Raw genomic sequence first — 22,618 nt, 5'->3', positions numbered from 1 at the left:
TCATGAGAAATTTTACAATTTACTTAGTACTTCTGACATGCCTTTTAGCAAGTAAAATGATGGCACAAGATTCATTCGAAAAAAGGGCAAAATCAATTGCCAATACGATCGAAATGATTACCAATGAAGAGAAATCAGCTTTGAAATTAGAAGTAGATTTGGTCAATGATGAATTAATTAATGGAAACATTACGAAAGAAGAAGCAGAGCTAAGAAAGAGAAAGCTGGCAGAAGTAAGGGCAACTAATATCGAAAATAGAGTAGCACTAGAACAAGAAGCTTTGAAAAATTTGGTTCAAGAAAAAGTAGACGGCCAAATATCAGAATCAGATACATTAAAAAAACCGTATAAATTAATATTGAAATGGGAAAAAGGAGATAAAGGGTATGAGAATAATAATAGAAATGAAAAAAGAACTACTTCTCAATTTGTTTTTGCATTGGGATTAAATAATGTTGCAACTGAAGGTGAAGTTAAAGATTCTGATTTTAGATATCTAGCATCTCACTTTTACGAATGGGGTTTTACCTCTAATACAAGACTTTTTAAAGAAAATAATCTGTTGCACTTAAAATATGGATTTTCAGTGATGTATAACAATTTACGACCTACTGATAATCGTTTTTTTGAAGTTAACGGTAAACAAACTGTTTTGCAGGCAAATTCTAATGACCCAGCGGGTAATAGTATAAAAATAGAGGAAGCTCGTTTCAAAAATGTTTATTTAGTATTGCCTTTACATTTCGAATTTGATTTTTCAGAAAAAAAGACAAAAGAGGATCAAACGTATTTTAGAACACATCAATCTTGGAGAATTGGTTTAGGAGGATATATAGGAACAAGATTAAAAACAAAACAAATTTTAAAATACCAAGTCGATAATCACGATGTTACTGATAAATTAAAAGGAGGTTTTAACACCAATGATTTTATTTACGGTTTGAGTACATATGTAGGGTACAAGGCAACTAGTTTGTATCTTAAATATGATTTAAATCCCATATTTAAAGAAAACGTACTAAAACAAAATAATGTTTCTCTAGGATTACGTTTTGATTTCAATTAGAATAGTTTTGAGTTAGTTAATAAACCCTTTCAGATATTGAATCTCGAAAGGGTTTTACTATTTAAAAACTTTGTAACTTTGACCTTTTATAACTTTTACCATTAATTAAATTGATTTCAAAAGCGACTATAGATACTGTTTTCGAAACTGCTCGAGTAGAGGAGGTTATTGGTGATTTTGTTAATTTAAAGCGCGCCGGTAGTAATTTTAAAGGTTTGAGCCCGTTTTCTGACGAGCGTTCCCCTTCCTTTATGGTGTCGCCTGCCAAAGGTATTTGGAAGGATTTTAGTTCGGGAAAAGGGGGAAATTCAGTGGCATTCTTGATGGAACATTCCCATTTTACCTATCCTGAAGCCATTCGATACTTGGCTAATAAATACAATATTGAAATTGAAGAAACGGAGCAAACAGATGAGGAAAAAGCCATTACTGATGTTCGAGAGAGCATGTATCTAGTTTCTGAATTTGCCAAAGACTATTTTCATAAGACCCTTTTAAACTCTGAGGAAGGTAAAGCTATTGGCTATTCGTATTTTAAAGAAAGAGGGTTTACAAATGAAACTATTAAGAAATTTAGTCTAGGTTATTCTCCTGAAAGTTGGGATGCATTTACTAAAGAAGCATTAGGTAAAGGGTATAAATTAGAATTTTTAGAAAGTACAGGTTTAACTATTGCTAGAGAAGACAGGCCTTTTGATCGCTTCAAAGGGAGAGTAATGTTCCCTATAGAAAGCATGTCTGGTCGGATTTTAGGTTTTGGAGGACGTATTTTGACCAATGATAAAAAAGCGGCAAAATACCTCAATTCGCCTGAAAGTGATATTTACCATAAGAGTAAAGTTTTGTATGGTATTTTTCAAGCCAAACAATCCATTGCTAAATTGAATAACTGCTATTTAGTCGAAGGGTATACGGATGTTATCCAATTCAATCAAGCAGGCATAGAAAATGTTGTTTCCTCATCTGGTACAGCATTGACTCCAGACCAAATACGTTTGGTGAATAGATTAACAAAAAATATAACAGTACTTTTTGATGGTGATGCAGCTGGACTTCGTGCTGCTATTCGTGGAATTGATTTGATTCTTGAAGAAGGGATGAATGTAAAAGTATGTGCTTTTCCTGATGGAGAAGATCCAGATAGTTTTGCCAAAAAAACTTCTTATGATGATTTAGTAGCTTATTTAGAAAACAATGCGAAGGATTTTATACAATTCAAAGCTTCAATGTTGATGAATGAAGCCAAAAATGACCCAATAAAAAAGGCCGATTTGATTCGAGATATGGTACAGAGTATTTCGAAAATACCAGATCGAATTCAAAGAGAAATTTACATTCAGGAATGTTCTAGAATAATGGATATTTCTGAACAAGTATTAGTGAGTACTTTGGCTCAATTAGTTCAAAAAGATGTTGTTGAGGTTGGGAAAAAACAAAAACAGGAGCAAGGAAAAAAATCCTTTGAAGTAATAAAAAATGAGAATCCAGTTGAAGCTGAAAAAGTCGATATTCTCTATCGTTTGGAGCGAAAAATAATCGAAATATTACTTTTGTATGGCAATAAGACAGAAGAGTTTGAGGATACATTCATGAAAACTAATGAAGAAGGAGAGATTGTCATGGTTGTTGAAAAAAGAGAATTTAAAGTTTTTCAAAGAATTTATTTGAGTCTACAAGAAGATGAGGTGCAATTAGCAAATCCTTTATTTAGAGAAATATTTAATGACTTGACAAATTATTACCTCCAAAATGATTCTTTTAGTTTAGAACAATATTTAATGCATTTGCAGCCAGAATTTGCACAAGAAGTTACAGACATCTTGATGGAAGAGGAAAGGCTTGTTATGCACAATTGGGAGGGGCAAAATATTTTTCCCAAATCAAAAAATGACACCATTGCTCAAAATGTTTCTGAAACTATTTTGACATTGCGTTGGTATCTAGTAGGCAGGATTATTGAGGAATTAAAAGGTTCAATATCAGCTGATGCAGATAATACAGAACCTATGACAATGATTCAAGATTATAATGGCTTAACTCATGCTTTTTCAAAAAAATTAGGACGAGTTATGTCAAGATTTAATTAAACGATTTCTAGCTTTTTTGCTTTATCAACTAAATCTACTAGATTGGTTACGTTTAATTTGGTTAACAATCGTAATTTATAGGTACTGATTGTTTTTTCGTTAAGATTTAGGATTTCTGCAATTTCATGGTTCTTTTTCCCGCCACTTAAATAACGCAGCACTTCTACTTCGCGATTGGATAGTTTTCTATACAGTCGTTCACTTTTACTTTGTTTGGCAATTAAAGCAAGGTTTTTCTTAACGGTCTCATTCATTATAATCTTACCTTGGTAGACTTTTATAATGGATAGACCAAGTGTTTCTAATTTTTCTTTTTTATGAACAAATCCAGATACACCCGCCTTAATTGCATTTGGCGCATATATTTGTTCAGATAGTCCACTGAAGATTATAATTTTTGTTTTTGGAAAATTTTTCAAAATTGATTTTACTTCAAAAATACTTGAAAGGCCTTCCAATTCTAAGTCTAAAATTAAAACATCAATATCCTTAGTGAGTAGAATATCTCTAATCATTAAAAAACTTCCCACATTTGCGGTAATTGAAATTTCACTATGGTCCTTGAAGTAAGACTTTACTCCAAAATGCACTACCGGATAGTTATCTGCTAAACAAACTTTTATCATAATATTGTTTTTTTAAGAGTTTTTTACTGAACGATGTCATTAAAGTTAGTTAAAAAAATAGATAATCACTATTTATTTCTGATAAAATGCGATTAATCCCGATTAAGTAAACAAACTGGTATAGGATTCATTTTATGCTGATTGATTTTGTTTAACCTTTTGTAAATTTCGTAAACTATTTTTTCTCTTTCGGTAAAATTTTCTTGAGATTTATCTTGTTCATCAACTAGCATCGCCCATTCTAATTCGTCATAACTTGCACCTAGTTGTTCTTCATCCGTTTTTTCGTCTCCAAATAGGCCGTCTGATGGTGTGGCTTCTAAAATGGAATTGGGTACCTTTAAATATGCTGCCAACGCAAAAACGTCTGATTTCATTAAATCTGCAATTGGACTGAGATCAACTCCTCCGTCACCATATTTTGTATAAAAACCAACGCCAAAATCTTCTACTTTATTCCCTGTCCCAGCAACTAACAAACCGTGAATTCCTGCGAAATAATATAAAGTTGTCATTCGTAAACGTGCTCTAGTGTTAGCTAGTGTGATAGGGAGTTTACAATCTTCTACGTTTGTAGGCATCGCTTTTTTGAAAGTTTCAAAAAGCAACGTTAAGTCAGCTTCAACACTAGAAACATTTGGGAATCTTTCCTTTAGTTGTTTAATATGCTCTCGTCCACGACTTACATGGCTTTCGTGTTGATGAATTGGCATTTCGACACATAATACCTGTAATCCAGTTTGGGCACATAAAGTGGAAGTAAGAGCAGAGTCCACTCCACCAGAAATTCCAATAACAAACCCATTTACTTTTGAATTTTCAGCATAAGTTTTTAACCAGTTTACAATATGAGTATTGACTTTTTCAACTTCAATAGTATTTTTTTTTGTCATAATAGTTTAACTTTTAGGTAGGAGGAATGTATATTTGCAAAGTCATTTGGCAGTATGTACTTTTGCCTTATTTTTCGTATGCAAATTTAATTAAAAAAATGAAAATATATATAATTCCTTTTGTTGTATCTCTGTTTTTTTTATCCTGTGGTCAAAAAAGCAAAATCGAAAAAGCAGTAGCTGAAGTTCCTGTTGAGTTAAAAGTGGTTCGTTTTGATAAACTGTTTTTTGAATCCCAGCCCAAAGATTTAAATAAGCTAAAAAATGAGTTTCCGTTTTTCTTTCCTTTAGGGAATGATGATGAAGTTTGGTTAGAAAAAATGCAAAACGCTCAGTGGCGTGAATTATATAGTGAAGTGCAAAAAAAATATGCTGATTTTGAGCCAACAAAATCGGAATTAACTTCGCTTTTTCAACATATAAAGTATTATTTTCCTAAAACGAAAACACCAAAAATAATTACCGTTATATCTGAAATGGATTACAATAACAAAGCAATTTATGCGGATAGTCTCGTACTCATTTCTCTTGAGATGTATTTAGGTAAAGAACATAAGTTTTATCAGTTTCCTAATTATATCAAGCAAAATTTTGAACAAGAACAAATTATGCCTGATGTAGTTTCTGGTTTTTTTAAATATAAAACGACACCTAATCAAGAAAAGAGTTTATTGTCTGATATGGTTTATGCTGGGAAAGAATTGTATTTAAAAGATATGTTTTTGCCTGATTATAGCGATGCGGATAAAATGGGATATACGCCTGAGCAAATTAAATGGTGTGAGGAAAATGAAAGTTATATATGGCGTTATTTTATAGAAAAAGAAATGCTATATAGTGATGATCAAAAACTGATTCCTCGATTTATAAACCCAGCACCATTTTCTAAATTTTATTTGGAAATTGATAATGAGTCTCCGGGAAGAGTTGGTTCTTGGATTGGATGGCAAATTGTTCGTTCATATATGAATAACAATGAAGTATCTTTGCAAGGATTATTAAAAGCAAATGCTAAAGAAATATTTGAAAAATCAAAATATAAACCAAAGAAGTAATGTCAGATATAAATAGATCAGAAATTAAATTTCTAGTAGAATTAGATGAAAACCGTGTTCCAGAAAAATTACTTTGGTCTGCCAAAGATGGTGGGGTGGAATTAGAGGAAGCGAAAGCGATTATGTTGTCTGTATGGGACAGTAAAACTAAAGAAAGTATGCGTATTGACTTATGGACAAAAGAAATGCCAGTCGATGAGATGAAAATTTTCTTTCATCAAACCTTAGTTGCTATGTCAGATACTTTTCATCGTGCTACAGGTGATGAAAAAATGGCCGATACAATGAAAGATTTTTGTGATTATTTTGCAGAAAAATTAGAGTTGACAAAGTAGTGGCAATAAAACAGTGAAATATTTTAAGGGTAGTTTTTTTAAACTATCCTTTTTTTATGTCAAAAAAACAGAAAATTTTATTTTTAGCGCTAGTTTTTTTTATGAGTTAGTTATATTTGTTATGTAGTACATTGTATAATGGGATGTTGTACAATTGGAAATTTGATTTTTAAATTAGTCTGCAATTAAATCTTGATGATATGTTATTTCCATTTATTGTTAGTTTAGTAGGTTTGTTTTTTTTGCTTATTAACGGGATACGATTTTACTTGGCAAGAAAAAACAAGGATGTTTTGTATCGTATAATTACTGTTTATTTAATTTTGTTGTTTATTGTTGAATTTTGTTGCAATCTAATAGGTTTTTTAAGGCCAGGAGAAAATTTTTATTTGTCTCATTATTATTTTGTTTTTCAATTTGTTACAATGAGTCTGTTTTTTTATAATATATTCTCAATTGGACTTTTAAAAAAAATTGTTGCATTTTTATTAATAGTAGTTCTTCTTTTTTTAGGAATTCAATATTCAATAGATCCATCTATTTATTGGCAATTTAATATGCTTGAAATTGGTATTACATCACTATTGTTAATTAGTTATGGAATTTTGTTTTTAGTGTTTAATATTAAAAAGGATAAAAGCGATTATTTTTATTTTTGTAACGGCTTAATACTTTATTTGGCTAGTAGTGCTAGTATCTTTTTAAGTGGAAATAGTGATTCAGTGATTTTCACTAAGCCATTCTTATTGGATTTTTGGTTTTTTAATTCCTTGTTCTATATTTTATATCAGTATTTAATATATAAAGAATGGAAAGTCCTAAATCTTGAAATAAAAGATGATATTGATGAAAGTACAAAAAAGAATATTCATTTGTTGGAATCAAAATAGTTTCTTTTTAAAATATAAAGTAAAAAAAAAGTACAGCGCTAGCTGTACTTTTTTTGGTATAAAAATCTTCTTTTTGAAGTGGATAATGAACAGTAATTTAAAACTGTCCATTGTTTTTGAAAACTTCTTGATTTACTTCGTCTATATAGGAAAGTAGTTCTTCTTTTCCAATATTTTCAGTAGCTGATGTTACGAAATAATGAGGCATTTCTGCCCAGTTATTGGCAAACATATTCTTTTTATACGCTGCGATATGAGAGTCAATTTTTACTTTGCTAATTTTGTCTGCTTTTGTAAAAACAATACAAAAAGGAATTTCACTTTCACCCATATAAGACATAAATTCAACATCTATGGCTTGAGCTTCATGTCGGATGTCAATTAAAACAAAGGCGCAAACTAATTGCTCTCTTGTTTCAAAATAATCCGTAATAAATTGCTGAAAAACTGATTTTGTTTTTTTAGAAACTTTAGCATATCCATATCCTGGTAAATCAACTAAGAACCAATTGTTGTTTATTAAAAAGTGGTTTATCAGTTGTGTTTTTCCAGGTCGCCCAGAAGTCTTAGCTAGTTTTTTTTGGTTGGTCAACATATTTATTAATGATGACTTTCCTACGTTTGATCGGCCAATAAAAGCATATTCAGGTAAAAAGTCCTTAGGACATTTTGAGACATCTGAATTGCTAATTACAAATTCGGCTGTATTAATTTTCATTTTTTTTAGGTATAAATTCTCCTTTATAAATTTAATGAACTGATAAATGGGTATGTGTTAACCAGTCTTCTAGCAAACGATTGAACTCTTCCGGTTGTTCCATCATTGCTGCGTGGCCACATTTGTCAATCCAATATAGAGTTGAGTTAGGTAACAATTTGTTAAACTCTTCTGCAACATCAGGAGGGGTTACTTTGTCATTCTTACCCCAGATAATACACGTTTGTACATGCATCTTAGGTAAATCTTTTGCCATATTGTGTCTAATCGCACTTTTAGCTATCGTTAGCGTTTTTATTAATTTTATTCGGTCATTAACGGAGGCATATACTTCGTCAATAAGTTCAGGGGTTGCTACTTTAGGATCGTAAAATACATCTTCGGCTTTTTTCTTAATGTATTCATAATCACCTCTTTTTGGGTAGCTGTCTCCCATTGCACTTTCGTAAAGCCCAGAACTTCCTGTAATTACAAGTCCCGCTACTTTTTCGGGATACATTTTTGTATGGTACAATGCGATATGTCCCCCTAATGAGTTTCCTAAAAGAATCACTCTGTCAAAACCTTTGAAAGTAATAAAGTCTTTAACGTATTTAGCGAAATTTTTAACATTAGTTTTTAAAATATTTTGAGTATATAATGGTAAGTCTGGAATAACTATTTTATATCCTTTATCAGAAAAGTGTTCAGCAACTGCATCAAAATTGCTTAGTCCACCCATTAGCCCGTGTAAAATTACGATAGGCGTTCCTTCTCCAGCTTCATAATAACTGTATCTGCCTTCTTTCTTATAGTTTTTTTCCATGTTTATGAATGCGATTTTTCAATTTTCACAAATATATGATTTAATAAATTAAAAAGAATTTTTGAATGCGATTTTTGAGTATATAATTAATCATTTATTTTTTAATAGATGGATTGCTTCAAAATCCTTTGGATTACAATTTTCGCGATACTTTTTGTAATACAAATAGTATCGTCTTAACGTTAAATTATTGATTATAATTTGCTCACTTTTTCGATAGCCTGAATATTCTTACACTTAAATTATTAAGATGCTAACAGTCTGACAGTCCAAAAATTAAGGTGTTTTCTCTAAAAGCGGGTAAACTTATCAACAAAGTGGGATATAGTGGTAAATAGTGGTAATATTTTTCATATTTTTGCTCTATATCATTTAAAAGCTATTTGTTTGAATACAATTGTTGGAACATATGAATGTAAGGTCGATGCTAAAGGAAGGGTGCTGTTACCAGCTCCTTTGAAAAAGCAATTGGCGCCATCTCTTCAAAACGGTTTTGTTTTGAAGCGTTCTGTTTTTCAACCGTGTCTTGAGCTGTATCCCATGGAAGAATGGGATTTTATGATGTTGAAAATTAATAAGTTAAATCGATTTGTTAAAAAGAACAATGATTTTATACGCAGGTTCACTGCGGGAGTTAAAATTGTTGAGATTGATTCTTTGGGAAGATTATTAGTTCCTAAAGATTTAGTTGTTTTTGCAAATATTGCAAAAGATGTTGTTTTTTCATCAGCAGTAAATATTGTTGAAATCTGGGATAAAGATTTATATGAAAGATCAATAAGCGGAGAAGATGTTGATTTTGCTGATTTGGCAGAAGATGTAATGGGAAATATAAATGACGACGACAATGGAATATCATAATCCGGTTTTACTTAAGGAATCTGTAGATGGTTTAAATATCAAGCCTGACGGTATATATGTAGATGTGACCTTCGGTGGTGGCGGGCATTCTAAGGAGATTTTGAGTAGGTTAGGCCCTGAAGGAAAGCTTTTTGCATTTGATCAAGATGAAGATGCTTTAGAGAATACGTTGCATGATGATCGTTTTGTGTTGATTAATGAAAATTTCAGATTTATTAAGCGTTTTTTACGTTTTTACGGAGTGAAAAGTGTAGATGGAATTTTGGGTGATTTAGGTGTTTCTTCACATCAATTTGATGTTGCGGAGAGAGGGTTTTCAACTCGATTTGATGCTGAATTGGATATGAGGATGAGTCAAAAAAATGATTTGAATGCGTACAGAGTGGTAAATGAGTATGATGAAGCGGATTTAAAAAGAGTTTTTTTAGATTATGGTGAGTTGAAAAACGCGCCTGTTTTGGCAAGAACAATTGTGGAGGCAAGAGAAGTGCATCCAATAAAAACAACCGATGCGCTAAAAGAAGTTTTGGCAAAATATTTACCAGATAGAGTTAGGAATAAAATTTTAGCTCAAATCTACCAAGCTATTCGAATTGAAGTGAATCAAGAGATGGATGTTTTAAAGGAATTTTTGGAGCAATCATTAGAAATTTTAAATCCAGGTGGAAGGTTGAGTGTTATTTCATATCATTCTTTAGAAGATAGATTAGTGAAGCGATTCATGAAAAACGGAATGTTTGATGGAGAGCCTGAGCGTGATTTTTTTGGTAATTTTTCTGTTCCATTTAAAACGATAGGTAAATTAATTGTTCCTGGAGATGAGGAAATTAAAATTAACAATAGGGCAAGAAGTGCAAAACTAAGAATAGCCGAAAAGAAATAATTTAACGTAATGAAAAAAGGCATTTACGGTATATTGAAAGCTAGGTTTCTTATCGATGATGATGCGGTAAAAAACTGGCGTTTTATAGTTTTTTTGATATTACTAGCTATAATTATGATTGCAAATACACAACGTTTTGAACAAAAGGTTTTTCAAATAGCTCAATTAACAACTGAGGTGAAAGAACTGCGTTCCGAATTTGTAGACAGACGTTCACAGTTAATGAAGTTAAAAATGGAGTCAACTGTTTCTGAAAAGATGATTGAAAAAGATATTTTTCCGTCGACAGTTCCTCCAATTAAAATAAAAGTAAAAAAAGAAGAAGAGAAAAGTTTTCTTAAAAAATTATGGCAGTAGAAGATAAATACATATCGTACCGAATCTATCTGGTTGCATTTGCTATTTTTTTGATAGCAATTGCGATAGCTGTAAAATTGACAAATATTCAATGGGTTGAAGGGGATTATTATAGAAAATTAGCCAAAGAAAGAACGGTTAAGAATTTTGTAATTCCTTCTAATAAAGGAAATATTTATTCATCTGATGGGAGTTTATTGGCTACTTCGATTCCTAATTATGAAATACGTTTCGATGCTTTGGCACCAAAAGCAGAAGTATTCGAAAAAAATGTTCAAGCATTATCAGATTCTTTAGCTACAGTTCTAGATAAACCGAGTAGTTTTTATCAAAATGAATTAAGAAGAGCTAGAGCAAATAATAATAGATATTATTTGATTTCTCGTGATTTAAGTTATACCGATTATATTAAAATAAAAGGATTTCCCTTATTCAAATTAGGAGCTTACAAAGGAGGAATTATTGTCGAACAAAAGACCGTTAGAGAGCATCCTATTGGAAAAATAGCTGAAAGAACGATTGGCTATGAGCGTCGAAATTCAAATGGAACTTCTGATGGTAAAGGAATTGAATGGGCATATAGAAAATATCTTAACGGTAAAGACGGTAAAATCTTAAAACAAAAAATTGCGAAAGGGCAATGGAAACCCATACGTGATATAAATGAAGTAGATCCTCAGGATGGTTACGATGTAATTTCGACTATTGACGTTTATATTCAAGATATTGCACATCATGCTTTATTGAAGCAATTGGAAGATTACCAAGCGGATCATGGTTGTGTTGTCGTGATGGAAACTCAAACTGGTAAGGTAAAAGCGATAGCTAATTTAGGAAGAGCTAACGATGGTACTTACTATGAAACTACAAATTATGCTGTAGCTGAATCGCATGAGCCGGGATCAACGTTCAAATTGGCTGATTTAATGGCTATTCTTGAAGATAAAGTGGCGGATACAAGTACTGTTTATGATACACATGGTGGGGTAGTTAAATATTCCGGAAAATCGGTAAGGGATTCTCATACAGGAGGATATGGTAAGATCTCATTGGCTAGAGGTTTTGAGTTGTCTTCAAATACGGTAATGGTTCAAGCGGTTTATGATAATTATAAAAATAATCCTACCAAGTTTGTAAACCACGTTAATTCGTATGGATTGAATAAAAAATTGAATATGGACTTTGAAGGGGAAGGGAGACCATTTATTCCGCAACCAACGGATAAGAGCTGGTCTAATATTTCGCTTCCTTGGATGGCTTTTGGATATGGAGTGTCAGTAACCCCTATGCAAACGTTGGCTTTTTATAACGCTGTAGCAAATAATGGTGAAATGGTGAAACCACAATTTGTTTCTGAAATTAAAGAATGGAATAAAACGATTGTAAAGGTCGAAAAAGAAGTAATTAATCCTAAGATATGTTCTAAGGAAACTCTATTGAAAGTAAAAGCAGTCTTGGCTAATGTGGTTAAAAAAGGAACGGCTTCTAAATTGTTTTCCAAAGAATTTTCAATGGCTGGAAAAACGGGAACTGCTGCCGTTAATTATGCCAAAGATGGAGGAGCAGGAAAATACTATGCCTCTTCATTTGTAGGGTACTTCCCTGCAGATCATCCTAAATATTCGTGTATTGTAGTCGTGCATAAGCCTAGTACAGTGAACAATAATTATTATGGTGCCGATGTTGCTGGTCCAGTTTTTAAGCGAATTGCACAAAAAATATTTACAGATGTGCCTTCGACTAATGAAATTAAAAAATTAAATAAGAAAGTCCCAAAACAAGAAGATAGCTATAACAATTACTTTGCTAAATTACAAAAACAACAAGAACTCGTTCCTGATGTTAAAGGGATGCCAGGAATGGATGCAGTTGCTTTATTAGAAAATCTAGGCATTAAGGTAAAAGCGGTAGGAATGGGGAAAGTAAAAACGCAATCGCTTCAAGCGGGTCAGAATATAATAAAAAACACAACTATAACATTAGAATTATTGTGATTATACTAAAAGACATATTATATAAAGTAGCTATTGAGTCTATAAACGGTTCAACGGATATTGCTATTAACAAAATTGATTTTGATTCTAGGAAAATAGAGCAAAATGATATTTTTATAGCTATTCGTGGGGCTATTTCGGACGGTCACGATTTTATTCAAAAAGCAATTGATTTAGGTGCTAAAGCAATTGTTTGCGATGCATTTCCTGAAACTTTAGTAAAGGGAGTGACCTACGTGCAAGTATTGGATACAAACAAGGCTTTGGCTTATATGGCGGCTAATTATTTTGGAAATCCTTCGGAAAGTTTAAAATTAGTAGGGATTACAGGAACCAATGGAAAAACTACAATTGCTTCTTTATTGTATCAATTGTTTAAAAAAGCAGGGTTTAAAGTTGGGTTATTGTCTACGGTTAAAATAATGGTTGATGATGTTGAATATAAGGCAACTCATACAACACCAGATTCTATAACAATCAACTATTACTTGGCTGAAATGAAAGCGGCCAATGTTGATTATTGTTTTATGGAAGTGAGTTCACATGGAATTCATCAGAAAAGAACAGAGGCATTATTTTTTGCGGGTGGAGTTTTTACTAATTTATCACACGATCACTTGGATTACCATCCCACTTTTGCTGAATACAGAGATGTGAAAAAATCTTTTTTTGATCATCTTCCAAAAACGGCATTTGCATTATCTAATATTGATGATAAAAATGGGGCAATTATGTTGCAAAACACAGTGGCCAAAAAGCGCACCTATGCATTAAAATCGTATGCTGATTATAAAACTCAAATCCTAGAAAATCAATTGTCAGGATTGTTGTTGAAAATTGATGGGAATGAAGTTTGGGTAAAATTAATAGGGACTTTTAACGCTTACAATGTTTTGGCGATTTACGGTACTGCCATTGAATTAGGTTTAGATAGTTTAGAAACTTTAAGATTGTTATCTGAATTGGAAAGTGTTTCGGGAAGATTTCAATATATCGTTTCAGATTCTAATATTACTGCCATTGTGGACTATGCACATACTCCAGATGCGCTAGAAAATGTTTTGAAAACAATAAATGATATTCGTACAAAAAACGAACAATTGATTACAGTTGTGGGTTGTGGAGGCAACAGAGATAAAACCAAACGTCCTATCATGGCTGGGATTGCTTCTGATTTAAGTGACAAAGTAATTCTTACATCCGATAACCCTAGAAATGAAGACCCAGATACTATTCTAACTGAGATGGAAACGGGTGTTGCTCCTCAAAACTATAAAAAGATCTTGACAATTACTGATAGAAAACAAGCTATAAAAACAGCTTGTCAATTGGCTCAACCCAATGATATTATTTTAATAGCAGGAAAAGGACATGAAACATATCAAGAAATTATGGGAATTCGCCATGATTTTGATGATATGAAAATTGTAAAAGAAATATTAGAACAACTTCATAAATAGTAAAATATGCTGTATTACTTATTTGAATATTTAGATAAAACGATGAATGTTTCTGGAACTGGTGTTTTTCAATACATCACTTTTAGATCGGCATTGGCTTTCTTATTATCACTATTATTATCTACTGTTTATGGTAAAAGAATTATCAATTTTTTACGCAATCAGCAAGTAGGTGAAACAGTTAGAGAACTAGGTTTGGCTGGGCAAAACGAAAAAGCTGGTACTCCTACAATGGGGGGGTTAATCATCATATTTGCCACATTGTTACCAGTTATGTTATTCGCAAAATTGCATAATATTTATATCGTCTTGTTGATTGTTACGACTTTATGGATGGGGACAATTGGTTTTGTAGACGACTATATAAAAATTTTCAAAAAAGACAAGCAAGGACTAAAAGGGATTTTTAAAGTTTTTGGACAAGTGGGGTTAGGTTTAATTGTTGGGACAGTTCTATATTTTAATCCAAGTGTAACAGTACGTACTGATACGGGTAAAAGTGATGTTTTTAAGATGACCACTGAGAATGTTATTTACGAAGCTCCTTTGGAAGAAAAGTCGACAGCGACTACAATTCCATTTTTTAAAAACAATGAATTTGATTATGCTGAATTATTAGCTTGGACTGGAGAAGGATATGAAAAATGGGCTTGGGTAATCTTTATTCCTATTGTGATTTTTATTATAACAGCAGTTTCTAATGGGGCTAATTTAACTGACGGTATAGATGGACTCGCCGCGGGAACTTCGGCAATATCCGTACTGGCATTAGGTATTTTTACTTTCGTTTCTGGAAATATTATATTCTCCAATTACTTGAATATTATGTACATCCCTAATTCTGGCGAGATGACGGTTTTTATCGCCTCTTTTACAGGGGCACTAATTGGATTTCTATGGTATAATTCGTATCCAGCATCTGTATTTATGGGAGATACTGGAAGTTTAACTATAGGTGGGATTATTGCCGTCTTAGCGATTGCAGTTCGAAAAGAAATGTTGATTCCATTATTTTGCGGAGTGTTTTTAGTTGAGAATTTTTCGGTGGTATTGCAAGTGACCTATTTTAAATATACCAAGAAACGTTTTGGTGAAGGACGAAGAATATTTCTAATGGCTCCTTTACATCATCACTATCAAAAGAAGGGCTATCATGAAAGTAAAATTGTAACTCGTTTTTGGATTGTAGCTATCATGTTAGCGATACTTTCAATTGTTACTTTAAAATTAAGATAACATGAGGCTAGTTGTATTAGGCGGAGGAGAAAGCGGAGTAGGAACAGCAATCCTAGGTAAGAAAAAAGGATATGATGTTTTTGTGTCTGATTTTGGCAAGATAAAAGAAAACTATAAAGAAGTTCTTGTAAGTAATGGTATTGATTTCGAAGACGAACAACATACTGAGGATTTGATTTTGAATGCTAATGTGGTTATGAAAAGCCCTGGTATTCCAGAAAAAGCTCCAATTGTTAAAAAACTAATCGAAAAAGGGATCCCTGTGATATCAGAAATAGAATTTGCGGCTCCTTTTACAAAAGCAATAACAATAGGGATAACTGGAAGTAATGGGAAGACTACGACGACAATGTTAGCCTATCATTTGTTAAAATCGGCTGGATTGAATGTCGGTTTGGGGGGTAATATTGGAAAGAGTTTTGCCTGGCAAGTAGCTGATGACACATTTGATTCGTATGTGTTAGAATTAAGTAGTTTTCAATTGGATGGCATTAAAGATTACAAACCTCATATAGCAGTTATTACCAATATTAGTCCGGATCATTTAGATCGATACGATTACAAATACGAAAATTATATTGATTCAAAATTTAGAATAACAATGAATCAAACAGAGGATGATTACCTCATATATGACGCAGATGACGTGGCTATTAATGAATGGCTAAAGAAAAATAAAACAAAAGCAAAACTAATCCCTTTTTCATTAACAAAAACTTTTAGTGAAGGAGCATTTATCAAAAACAACATAATGGAAATATCAATTAACCAAGAGGAATTTAAAATGGACACGGAGTCAATTGCTTTGGAAGGAAAACATAATATGAAAAATGCAATGGCAGCAACCTCTGTGGCTAAATTGATGCAAATAAGAAAAGCAACAATTCGTGAAAGTTTATCTAATTTCCAAGGAGTAGAGCACCGTTTGGAGAAAGTATTGAAAATTCAAAATGTTCAATATATCAATGATTCAAAAGCGACAAATGTAAATGCTACTTTCTTTGCTTTAGACAGTATGAACACACCAACAGTGTGGATTGTAGGTGGTGTCGATAAAGGGAATGATTATAATGAATTGATGTCATTAGTTCGTGAAAAAGTAAAAGCAATTATTTGTTTAGGAATCGATAATAAAAAAATAATAGATGCTTTTGGAAATGTAGTTGATATTATGGTTGAAGTTACCAATATGAATGATGCCGTAAGAATGGCGCAGCGTTTGACCGAAAAAGGGGATACTGTATTGTTATCGCCTGCATGTGCAAGTTTTGATTTGTTTGAAAACTATGAGGATAGAGGAAAACAATTTAAACAAGCGGTACAAAACTTATAGAAAGAAGGTAAATTATAAAGGGTAAGGTTGAACATTTTTAAACTTTAAACAAATTTTGAAATGAAGCAATTAATAGGTAATTTAAAAGGAGATAAAGTAATATGGTCATTCGTGGCTTTATTAGCGCTGTTTTCGTTTATGCCTGTTTTTAGTGCCAGTAGTAATTTGGCCTATTTAGGTCATGGAACTGGTAATACATTGGGTTATTTGGTAAAACATTTGGCTCATATTTGCATTGGATTTACGATTATTTATTTAGTTCATAAAGTGCCGTATCATTATTTCAGAGCTATTTCTAAAGTAGGATTACCAGTTGTTTGGATTTTATTGGCTTACACCTTAATCAAAGGAACGGTAATTGCAGGTGCTAATGCAAGTCGATGGATTCAAATTCCGTTTGTGGGCATTACATTTCAAACATCAACATTAGCATCCTTAGTATTGTTCATTTATGTTGCTAGGTATTTATCTAAAACTCGAGAAGAACCAATTGATTTTAAAGAATCTTTAAAAGAACTTTGGATTCCCGTATTTATAACTTTAATGTTTATTTTACCTGCCAATTTTTCTACAACAGCCTTGATATTTTCAATGGTAATTATGCTTGTTTTTATTGGTAAATACCCAATAAAATATATTGGTTTTATAATTGGTTCAGGTATTGTTTTTCTTGCCTTTTTTGTGCTTGTTTCCAAAGCGTTTCCTGATTCTAGATTTTTTAGTAGGGTAAGTACGTGGAGTAGTCGAATTGAAAATTTTACAACTGACAAACCAGACGAAGATGATTACCAAATTGAGAAAGCCAAAATTGCTATTGCTTCAGGCAAAATTTATGGATTAGGACCGGGGAAAAGTGTTCAAAAGAATTTTTTACCACAATCTTCTTCTGATTTTATTTATGCTATCATAGTCGAAGAATACGGTTTAATAGGAGGGTTTGGTGTTCTTACCTTATATCTTCTACTATTATTCCGTTTTGTCATTGCTTCGCATAAAGCCAATACCTTATTTGGAAAATTAGTCGTCATAGGACTCGGTTTTCCAATGATATTTCAAGCTATGATAAATATGGCCGTAGCTGTAGAGTTACTGCCGGTTACAGGGCAAACGTTACCCTTGATCAGTAGTGGAGGAAGTTCCATTTGGATGACGTGCTTTGCACTCGGTATCATTATAAGTGTGACTAAAAAAGACGAAGAAATAGAGGAAGAATTAAAAGTAGCAGCTAAAAGAGAAGAAGCGCTTCAAAAATTAATTGATGCTGAGCTAGCTTCTGAAGAGGAAATCAATTCAGATTATTCTATTGAAGATAAAGCTGGAAATCCTATGGATGCGGTGATGAATAAATAATATTTAATTGAAGTATGTCATAACAGTAATTTTAAATTAAATGAAACAATATAAATTCATATTAAGTGGTGGAGGAACGGGAGGACATATATATCCTGCAATTGCTATTGCTAATGAATTAAAAATGCGTTTCCCTAATGCTGAATTCCTTTTTGTGGGAGCCAAAGATAAAATGGAAATGCAAAAAGTTCCTCAAGCGGGTTACAATATAAAAGGATTGTGGATTGCTGGTTTACAACGTCAGATTAATTTAAAAAACGCGATGTTTCCCTTTAAATTAGTTGATAGTTTATGGAAATCCAGAATGATACTTAAGGATTTTAAACCAGATGTAGTTATTGGTACAGGCGGTTTTGCTAGTGGACCATTATTACAAGTAGCTAATACAATGGGCATACCTACTGTAATTCAAGAACAAAATTCTTATCCTGGAATTACAAATAAGTTATTGAGCAAAAAGGCAAGTGCTATTTGTGTTGCCTATGAAAATTTAGAGCGTTTTTTTCCAAAAGAAAAAATGGTTTTTACGGGTAACCCAGTTCGTCAGGATTTGATTGATATCGAAAGTAAAAGAGGGGACGCAATTGAATATTTTAATTTAGATCCTAATAAAAAGACGTTGCTTGTTCTTGGAGGAAGTCTGGGTGCTAGAAGAATGAATCAATTAATTGAAAAAGAATTAGATAAGATTGTTTCTCAAAATGTTCAGATTATCTGGCAATGCGGAAAATTATATTACGAAGATTATAAAAAATACAATACGGAAAATGTTCAGGTTGTTTCTTTTATCGAAAGAATGGATTTTGTTTATGCAGCAGCAGATATTATTATTTCACGTGCTGGTGCTTCATCCGTATCAGAATTATGTATTGTTGGAAAACCGGTGCTGTTTATTCCATCACCGAATGTGGCAGAAGACCATCAGACAAAAAATGCAAAAGCAATTGTTGACAAAAAAGGAGCATTGCTTTTAAAAGAATCAGATTTGGATTCTCAATTCAGTCTTGTTTTTGAAGCACTTTTAAAAGATGAAGGAAAGCAAAAACAGTTAAGTGAAAATATAAAACAATTAGCAATGCCGGAGGCAACAAAGCAAATTGCTGATGAAATTGTGAAATTAATCAAAAAACAGTAAATAGTAAGTTCAACGGACTTTAAGATATTAAAAACAATGAATTTAAATCAAATACATAACGTCTATTTCATCGGTATTGGTGGCATCGGAATGAGTGCTTTGGCACGGTATTTTAAGAATATCGGTAAGCAAGTTTCTGGCTATGACAAGACTCCAACTACACTGACGAAAGAATTGATTGAAAGTGGAATTGAAATTCATTTTGAGGATAATATTGATTTAATTCCGAAAAATTTTTATGTAGAAAATACTTTGGTGATTATTACGCCAGCTGTACCAAAAATGCATTCTGAATGGAATTATTTTTTGGAAAGAGAATATCAAGTAAAAAAGAGAGCGGAAGTTTTAGGTATAATAACAAAAGACACTTTTTGCTTTGCTGTGGCAGGTACACATGGAAAAACAACAACATCAAGTATTCTAGGGCACATTTTATATGAAAGTGGGGTTGATGTAACAGCTTTTATTGGAGGAATTGTAGAAAATTATAATTCGAATTTAATAGGTAGTGGTAAAACAGTTACGGTAGTTGAAGCGGATGAATTCGATCGTTCTTTTTTGCATTTGCATCCTAATATTGCTTGTGTCACATCTATGGATGCAGATCATTTAGATATTTATGGGACAAGTGATGCTATAGAAGAATCGTTTGTAGAATTTGCAAATAAAATTGAGGATAAAAATAAATTATTTATCACTAAAGATTTGCCTTTAAAAGGGGTGACAGTTGCGGTAAATGAAGATGCTGTTTACAATGTCTTTAATGTGCGAATTGAAAATGGGAGTTATGTTTTTGATATAAATACTCCAAAAGGGATTTTAAAAGATTTTCGTTTTGGTTTACCAGGAAGACACAATTTGATGAATGCTTTAATGGCTATTGCAATGGCTGAAATATTCGGCACCCCAACCGAGGCCATTGCAGTAGCCTTAGCATCATTTAAAGGAGTTAAGAGAAGGTTTTCGTATCAAATTAAAAGAAAAAACTTAGTTTACATTGATGACTATGCGCATCACCCTACTGAGATTGATGCTGTGCATCAGGCAGTAAGAGAATTGTATCCTGATAAAAAAGTTTTGGCTGTATTTCAGCCTCATTTATTTAGTAGAACAAGGGATTTTGCTGATGATTTTGCCAAAAGTTTGTCTAATTTTGACGAAGTTATTTTAATGGATATTTATCCGGCCCGTGAATTACCAATAGAGGGAATTACTTCGGATTGGTTGCTGTCTAAAATTGATAATCAGCATAAAAAATTAGTTCAAAAAGAAGAGGTAATAAAGACTATTTTGGAAAGTAATGCTCAAATAATTGTTACTATTGGAGCAGGTGATATTGGGGAAATGGTAGTGTCAATAAAACAAGCGCTAAATGAGAATATTTAACTGGACAAATATTAGATTATTTCTTATGTTAGGATTAGTAATTTTCCTGTTTTCATTTACGTCAAATCGAAATGAACATAGAAAATTAAAGAAATCCGTAGTTGTTTTTGTAGGAGATAACGCTCTTTTTGTGAAAAGAGAAACGGTTAATAAATTGTTAATAGAAAATAAAGAGAATGCTTCAAGCATTGAAAAAGATAAATTAGATTTGAATAAGCTGGAAAGGATACTGGATTCAAATGCTATGATTGAGAAATCAGATGTGTTTGTAAGTATTGATGGTGTTCTAAAAGCAGTAGTAAAACAAAAGACTCCTATAGCAAGGGTTTTCGAAGGTGACCACTCTTTTTATGTTGACTATGAAGGGGGTAAGATGCCATTATCAGATAATTTTACAGCTAGAGTTCTACTTGTTTCGGGGGAGATAAATAAAAAAAATAGCGAAGATTTAGCTCAATTATTTCATGTAATTTATGACGATGATTTTTTGAAAAAAAACATCATTGCGATTCAAATTATGCCTAATGGGAGCTTAAAAATGTTCAATAGAAATTTTAATTATCAAATTGATTTTGGAAGATTGGTAAATGTGGACCAAAAATTCAAAGATTACAAGGCCTTTTTTCAAAAAGCAGTTTTAGATAGTTCTTTATATAAATATAAAAAGATTGACCTGAGATTTACTAAACAAGTAGTTTGTACAAAATAAATAGATAATGGAAAAAGAGAATATTGCAGTGGGTCTAGATATTGGGACTACCAAGATTGTTGCCATGATTGGCAAAAAAAACGAATATGGTAAACTTGAAATTTTAGGCGTAGGTAAATCTAAAAGTTTGGGTGTTGCAAGAGGTGTTGTAAACAATATTACTCAAACAATTCAGTCCATTCAGCAAGCAATACATGAAGCAGAAAATAATTCAGGGTATAAAATAAAAGATGTAGTTGTAGGAATTGCTGGACAGCACATCCGAAGTATTCAGCATACTGATTATATCAGCAGAAGTAATCCAGAAGAAGTGATAGGTGGTGATGATATTCAATTGCTAATTGATCAAGTAAATAAGTTGGCCATGTTACCTGGAGAAGAAATAATCCATGTTTTACCACAAGAATTTAAAATTGATGGGCAGTCTGAAATTAAAGAGCCAATAGGGATGTACGGTGGCAGACTAGAATCTAGTTTTCATGTTGTCGTTGGTCAAGCGTCCTCTATAAGAAATGTGGGTCGTTGTATTCAGAGTTCGGGAATTGAATTATCTGGATTGACATTAGAACCATTAGCATCTTCAGATGCAGTCCTAAGTCAAGAAGAAAAAGAAGCGGGTGTAGCTTTGATTGATATAGGTGGAGGAACAACAGATTTAGCTATTTTTAAAGACGGGATTATTCGTCATACAGCAGTAATTCCTTTTGGTGGAAATGTAATTTCTGATGATATAAAAGAAGGGTGTTCTATTATTGAAAAACAAGCAGAATTATTAAAAGTAAAGTTTGGTTCAGCTTGGCCAGGTGAAAATAAAGACAATGAAATTGTTTCTATACCTGGATTAAGAGGGAGAGAACCTAAAGAAATTTCTTTAAAGAATTTGTCAAAAATAATCCACGCACGCGTTGTTGAAATTGTGGAGCAAGTTTTTACTGAAATTAAAGCGTATGGTCATGAAGATCCTCGTAAAAAACTAATTGCAGGAATAGTACTTACTGGTGGTGGAGCACAATTAAAGCATATTAAGCAGTTAGTGGAATACATTACTGGAATGGATACTAGAATTGGATATCCTAATGAGCATTTAGCAGGTGATTCTGATGAAGAGTTTTCAAGCCCATTATATGCTACGGCTGTAGGATTAGTAATGAATAGCATTGAAAATAAAACGCAAAGCGCTATTAGAAAGGAAGAGGTGCCACAACCAAAAGCTCCAGTTTATCGCGCTCCAATTGCCGAAAGTTATCAGGATATTCCTGAAGAAAATGAAGAAGAAAAAAGGATTAATCATGCCAAGAAGGAAGAGTCTACAGGAGATAAAATAAAAAGATCTTTTTTTGACCGATATGTAGATAAGATTAAAGATTTTTTAGACAACGCGGAATAGGGGAAACCTAAATAAAATAGAACAACAATTAATAATTAATATCAAAAACCA

The 22,618-nt window shown here is 32.4% G+C and carries 21 protein-coding genes; 17 read left to right on the top strand and 4 right to left on the bottom strand.

What is annotated here, in order from left to right:
* The first annotated feature begins 2 nt into the window (after window positions 1–2).
* Together AB3G36_RS00900 and dnaG are read left to right on the top strand one after the other, a co-directional pair.
* Entirely contained in the window at window positions 3–1,067 is a 1,065-nt protein-coding gene (locus tag AB3G36_RS00900; protein WP_367755088.1) for a hypothetical protein, read from the top strand.
* Window positions 1,068–1,177: 110 nt separating this feature from the next.
* Window positions 1,178–3,154 carry a DNA primase gene (gene dnaG, locus AB3G36_RS00895; protein WP_367755086.1) on the top strand — a complete coding sequence of 659 codons (1,977 nt, stop codon included), beginning with the start codon at window positions 1,178–1,180 and terminating at the stop codon, window positions 3,152–3,154.
* Here the strand turns inward: dnaG and AB3G36_RS00890 are convergent.
* Window positions 3,151–3,780, bottom strand: a complete 630-nt coding sequence (locus tag AB3G36_RS00890) for a LuxR C-terminal-related transcriptional regulator (protein WP_367755084.1) — start codon at window positions 3,778–3,780, stop codon at window positions 3,151–3,153. The genes dnaG and AB3G36_RS00890 overlap by 4 nt on opposite strands.
* A gap of 92 nt (window positions 3,781–3,872) precedes the next feature.
* The gene (gene nadE, locus AB3G36_RS00885) at window positions 3,873–4,673 is read right to left on the bottom strand and encodes an NAD(+) synthase (RefSeq protein ID WP_367755082.1); all 801 of its coding nucleotides are present in this window, start codon (window positions 4,671–4,673) and stop codon (window positions 3,873–3,875) included.
* Window positions 4,674–4,771: 98 nt separating this feature from the next.
* On the opposite strand from nadE, the gene gldB reads away from it, so the two are divergent.
* From gldB to AB3G36_RS00870, 3 genes are all read left to right on the top strand, one after another.
* On the top strand, window positions 4,772–5,728 hold the full coding sequence (gene gldB, locus AB3G36_RS00880) for a gliding motility lipoprotein GldB (protein ID WP_367755080.1): 957 nt from the start codon (window positions 4,772–4,774) through the stop codon (window positions 5,726–5,728).
* Window positions 5,728–6,063, top strand: a complete 336-nt coding sequence (gene gldC, locus AB3G36_RS00875) for a gliding motility protein GldC (protein WP_367755078.1) — start codon at window positions 5,728–5,730, stop codon at window positions 6,061–6,063. The genes gldB and gldC overlap by 1 nt, the downstream gene beginning before the upstream one ends.
* A 269-nt stretch (window positions 6,064–6,332) precedes the next feature.
* Window positions 6,333–6,953, top strand: a complete 621-nt coding sequence (locus AB3G36_RS00870) for a hypothetical protein (protein ID WP_367755076.1) — start codon at window positions 6,333–6,335, stop codon at window positions 6,951–6,953.
* A 97-nt stretch (window positions 6,954–7,050) separates the two neighbouring features.
* On the opposite strand, the gene yihA is transcribed toward AB3G36_RS00870, so the two are convergent.
* Window positions 7,051–7,671, bottom strand: coding sequence for a ribosome biogenesis GTP-binding protein YihA/YsxC (gene yihA / locus AB3G36_RS00865; RefSeq protein ID WP_367755074.1), 621 nt, complete (start codon window positions 7,669–7,671; stop codon window positions 7,051–7,053).
* Window positions 7,672–7,702: 31 nt separating this feature from the next.
* Window positions 7,703–8,476: an alpha/beta fold hydrolase gene (locus AB3G36_RS00860; protein ID WP_367755072.1), complete on the bottom strand. Its 774-nt coding sequence runs from the start codon at window positions 8,474–8,476 to the stop codon at window positions 7,703–7,705.
* A 387-nt stretch (window positions 8,477–8,863) separates the two neighbouring features.
* On the opposite strand from AB3G36_RS00860, the gene AB3G36_RS00855 reads away from it, so the two are divergent.
* From AB3G36_RS00855 to ftsA, 12 genes are read left to right on the top strand one after another with little or no spacing between them, the layout of a single operon-like run.
* On the top strand, window positions 8,864–9,337 hold the full coding sequence (locus AB3G36_RS00855) for a division/cell wall cluster transcriptional repressor MraZ (protein ID WP_367755070.1): 474 nt from the start codon (window positions 8,864–8,866) through the stop codon (window positions 9,335–9,337).
* Window positions 9,312–10,220, top strand: coding sequence for a 16S rRNA (cytosine(1402)-N(4))-methyltransferase RsmH (gene rsmH / locus AB3G36_RS00850; protein ID WP_367755068.1), 909 nt, complete (start codon window positions 9,312–9,314; stop codon window positions 10,218–10,220). The genes AB3G36_RS00855 and rsmH overlap by 26 nt, the downstream gene beginning before the upstream one ends.
* A 9-nt stretch (window positions 10,221–10,229) precedes the next feature.
* A complete protein-coding gene (locus AB3G36_RS00845; protein WP_367755066.1) occupies window positions 10,230–10,577 on the top strand; it encodes an FtsL-like putative cell division protein in 348 nt (115 codons plus the stop codon).
* Window positions 10,568–12,571 carry a penicillin-binding protein gene (locus AB3G36_RS00840; RefSeq protein ID WP_367755064.1) on the top strand — a complete coding sequence of 668 codons (2,004 nt, stop codon included), beginning with the start codon at window positions 10,568–10,570 and terminating at the stop codon, window positions 12,569–12,571. The genes AB3G36_RS00845 and AB3G36_RS00840 overlap by 10 nt, the downstream gene beginning before the upstream one ends.
* Window positions 12,568–14,031, top strand: coding sequence for a UDP-N-acetylmuramoyl-L-alanyl-D-glutamate--2,6-diaminopimelate ligase (locus tag AB3G36_RS00835; RefSeq protein ID WP_367755062.1), 1,464 nt, complete (start codon window positions 12,568–12,570; stop codon window positions 14,029–14,031). Before AB3G36_RS00840 ends, AB3G36_RS00835 begins: the two co-directional genes overlap by 4 nt.
* Before the next feature lie 6 nt (window positions 14,032–14,037).
* Window positions 14,038–15,267 (top strand): phospho-N-acetylmuramoyl-pentapeptide-transferase, encoded by a 1,230-nt coding sequence (gene mraY / locus AB3G36_RS00830; protein ID WP_367755060.1) that lies wholly within the window; start codon window positions 14,038–14,040, stop codon window positions 15,265–15,267.
* A gap of 1 nt (window position 15,268) precedes the next feature.
* Window positions 15,269–16,600, top strand: a complete 1,332-nt coding sequence (gene murD / locus AB3G36_RS00825) for a UDP-N-acetylmuramoyl-L-alanine--D-glutamate ligase (RefSeq protein ID WP_367755058.1) — start codon at window positions 15,269–15,271, stop codon at window positions 16,598–16,600.
* A 60-nt stretch (window positions 16,601–16,660) separates the two neighbouring features.
* A complete protein-coding gene (locus AB3G36_RS00820) occupies window positions 16,661–17,950 on the top strand; it encodes an FtsW/RodA/SpoVE family cell cycle protein (RefSeq protein WP_367755056.1) in 1,290 nt (429 codons plus the stop codon).
* 40 nt (window positions 17,951–17,990) lie between these two features.
* Window positions 17,991–19,085: an undecaprenyldiphospho-muramoylpentapeptide beta-N-acetylglucosaminyltransferase gene (gene murG, locus AB3G36_RS00815; protein WP_367755054.1), complete on the top strand. Its 1,095-nt coding sequence runs from the start codon at window positions 17,991–17,993 to the stop codon at window positions 19,083–19,085.
* A gap of 36 nt (window positions 19,086–19,121) precedes the next feature.
* Window positions 19,122–20,471: a UDP-N-acetylmuramate--L-alanine ligase gene (gene murC, locus AB3G36_RS00810; protein ID WP_367755053.1), complete on the top strand. Its 1,350-nt coding sequence runs from the start codon at window positions 19,122–19,124 to the stop codon at window positions 20,469–20,471.
* Window positions 20,458–21,180 (top strand): cell division protein FtsQ/DivIB, encoded by a 723-nt coding sequence (locus AB3G36_RS00805; protein ID WP_367755051.1) that lies wholly within the window; start codon window positions 20,458–20,460, stop codon window positions 21,178–21,180. Before murC ends, AB3G36_RS00805 begins: the two co-directional genes overlap by 14 nt.
* 7 nt (window positions 21,181–21,187) lie before the next feature.
* On the top strand, window positions 21,188–22,567 hold the full coding sequence (gene ftsA / locus AB3G36_RS00800; protein WP_367755049.1) for a cell division protein FtsA: 1,380 nt from the start codon (window positions 21,188–21,190) through the stop codon (window positions 22,565–22,567).
* Window positions 22,568–22,618: the final 51 nt, after the last annotated feature.

The sequence above is a fragment of the Flavobacterium sp. WC2430 genome, from assembly GCF_040822075.1.
GTDB lineage: Bacteria > Bacteroidota > Bacteroidia > Flavobacteriales > Flavobacteriaceae > Flavobacterium.
This window is presented reverse-complemented; position numbering and strand designations above follow the sequence as displayed.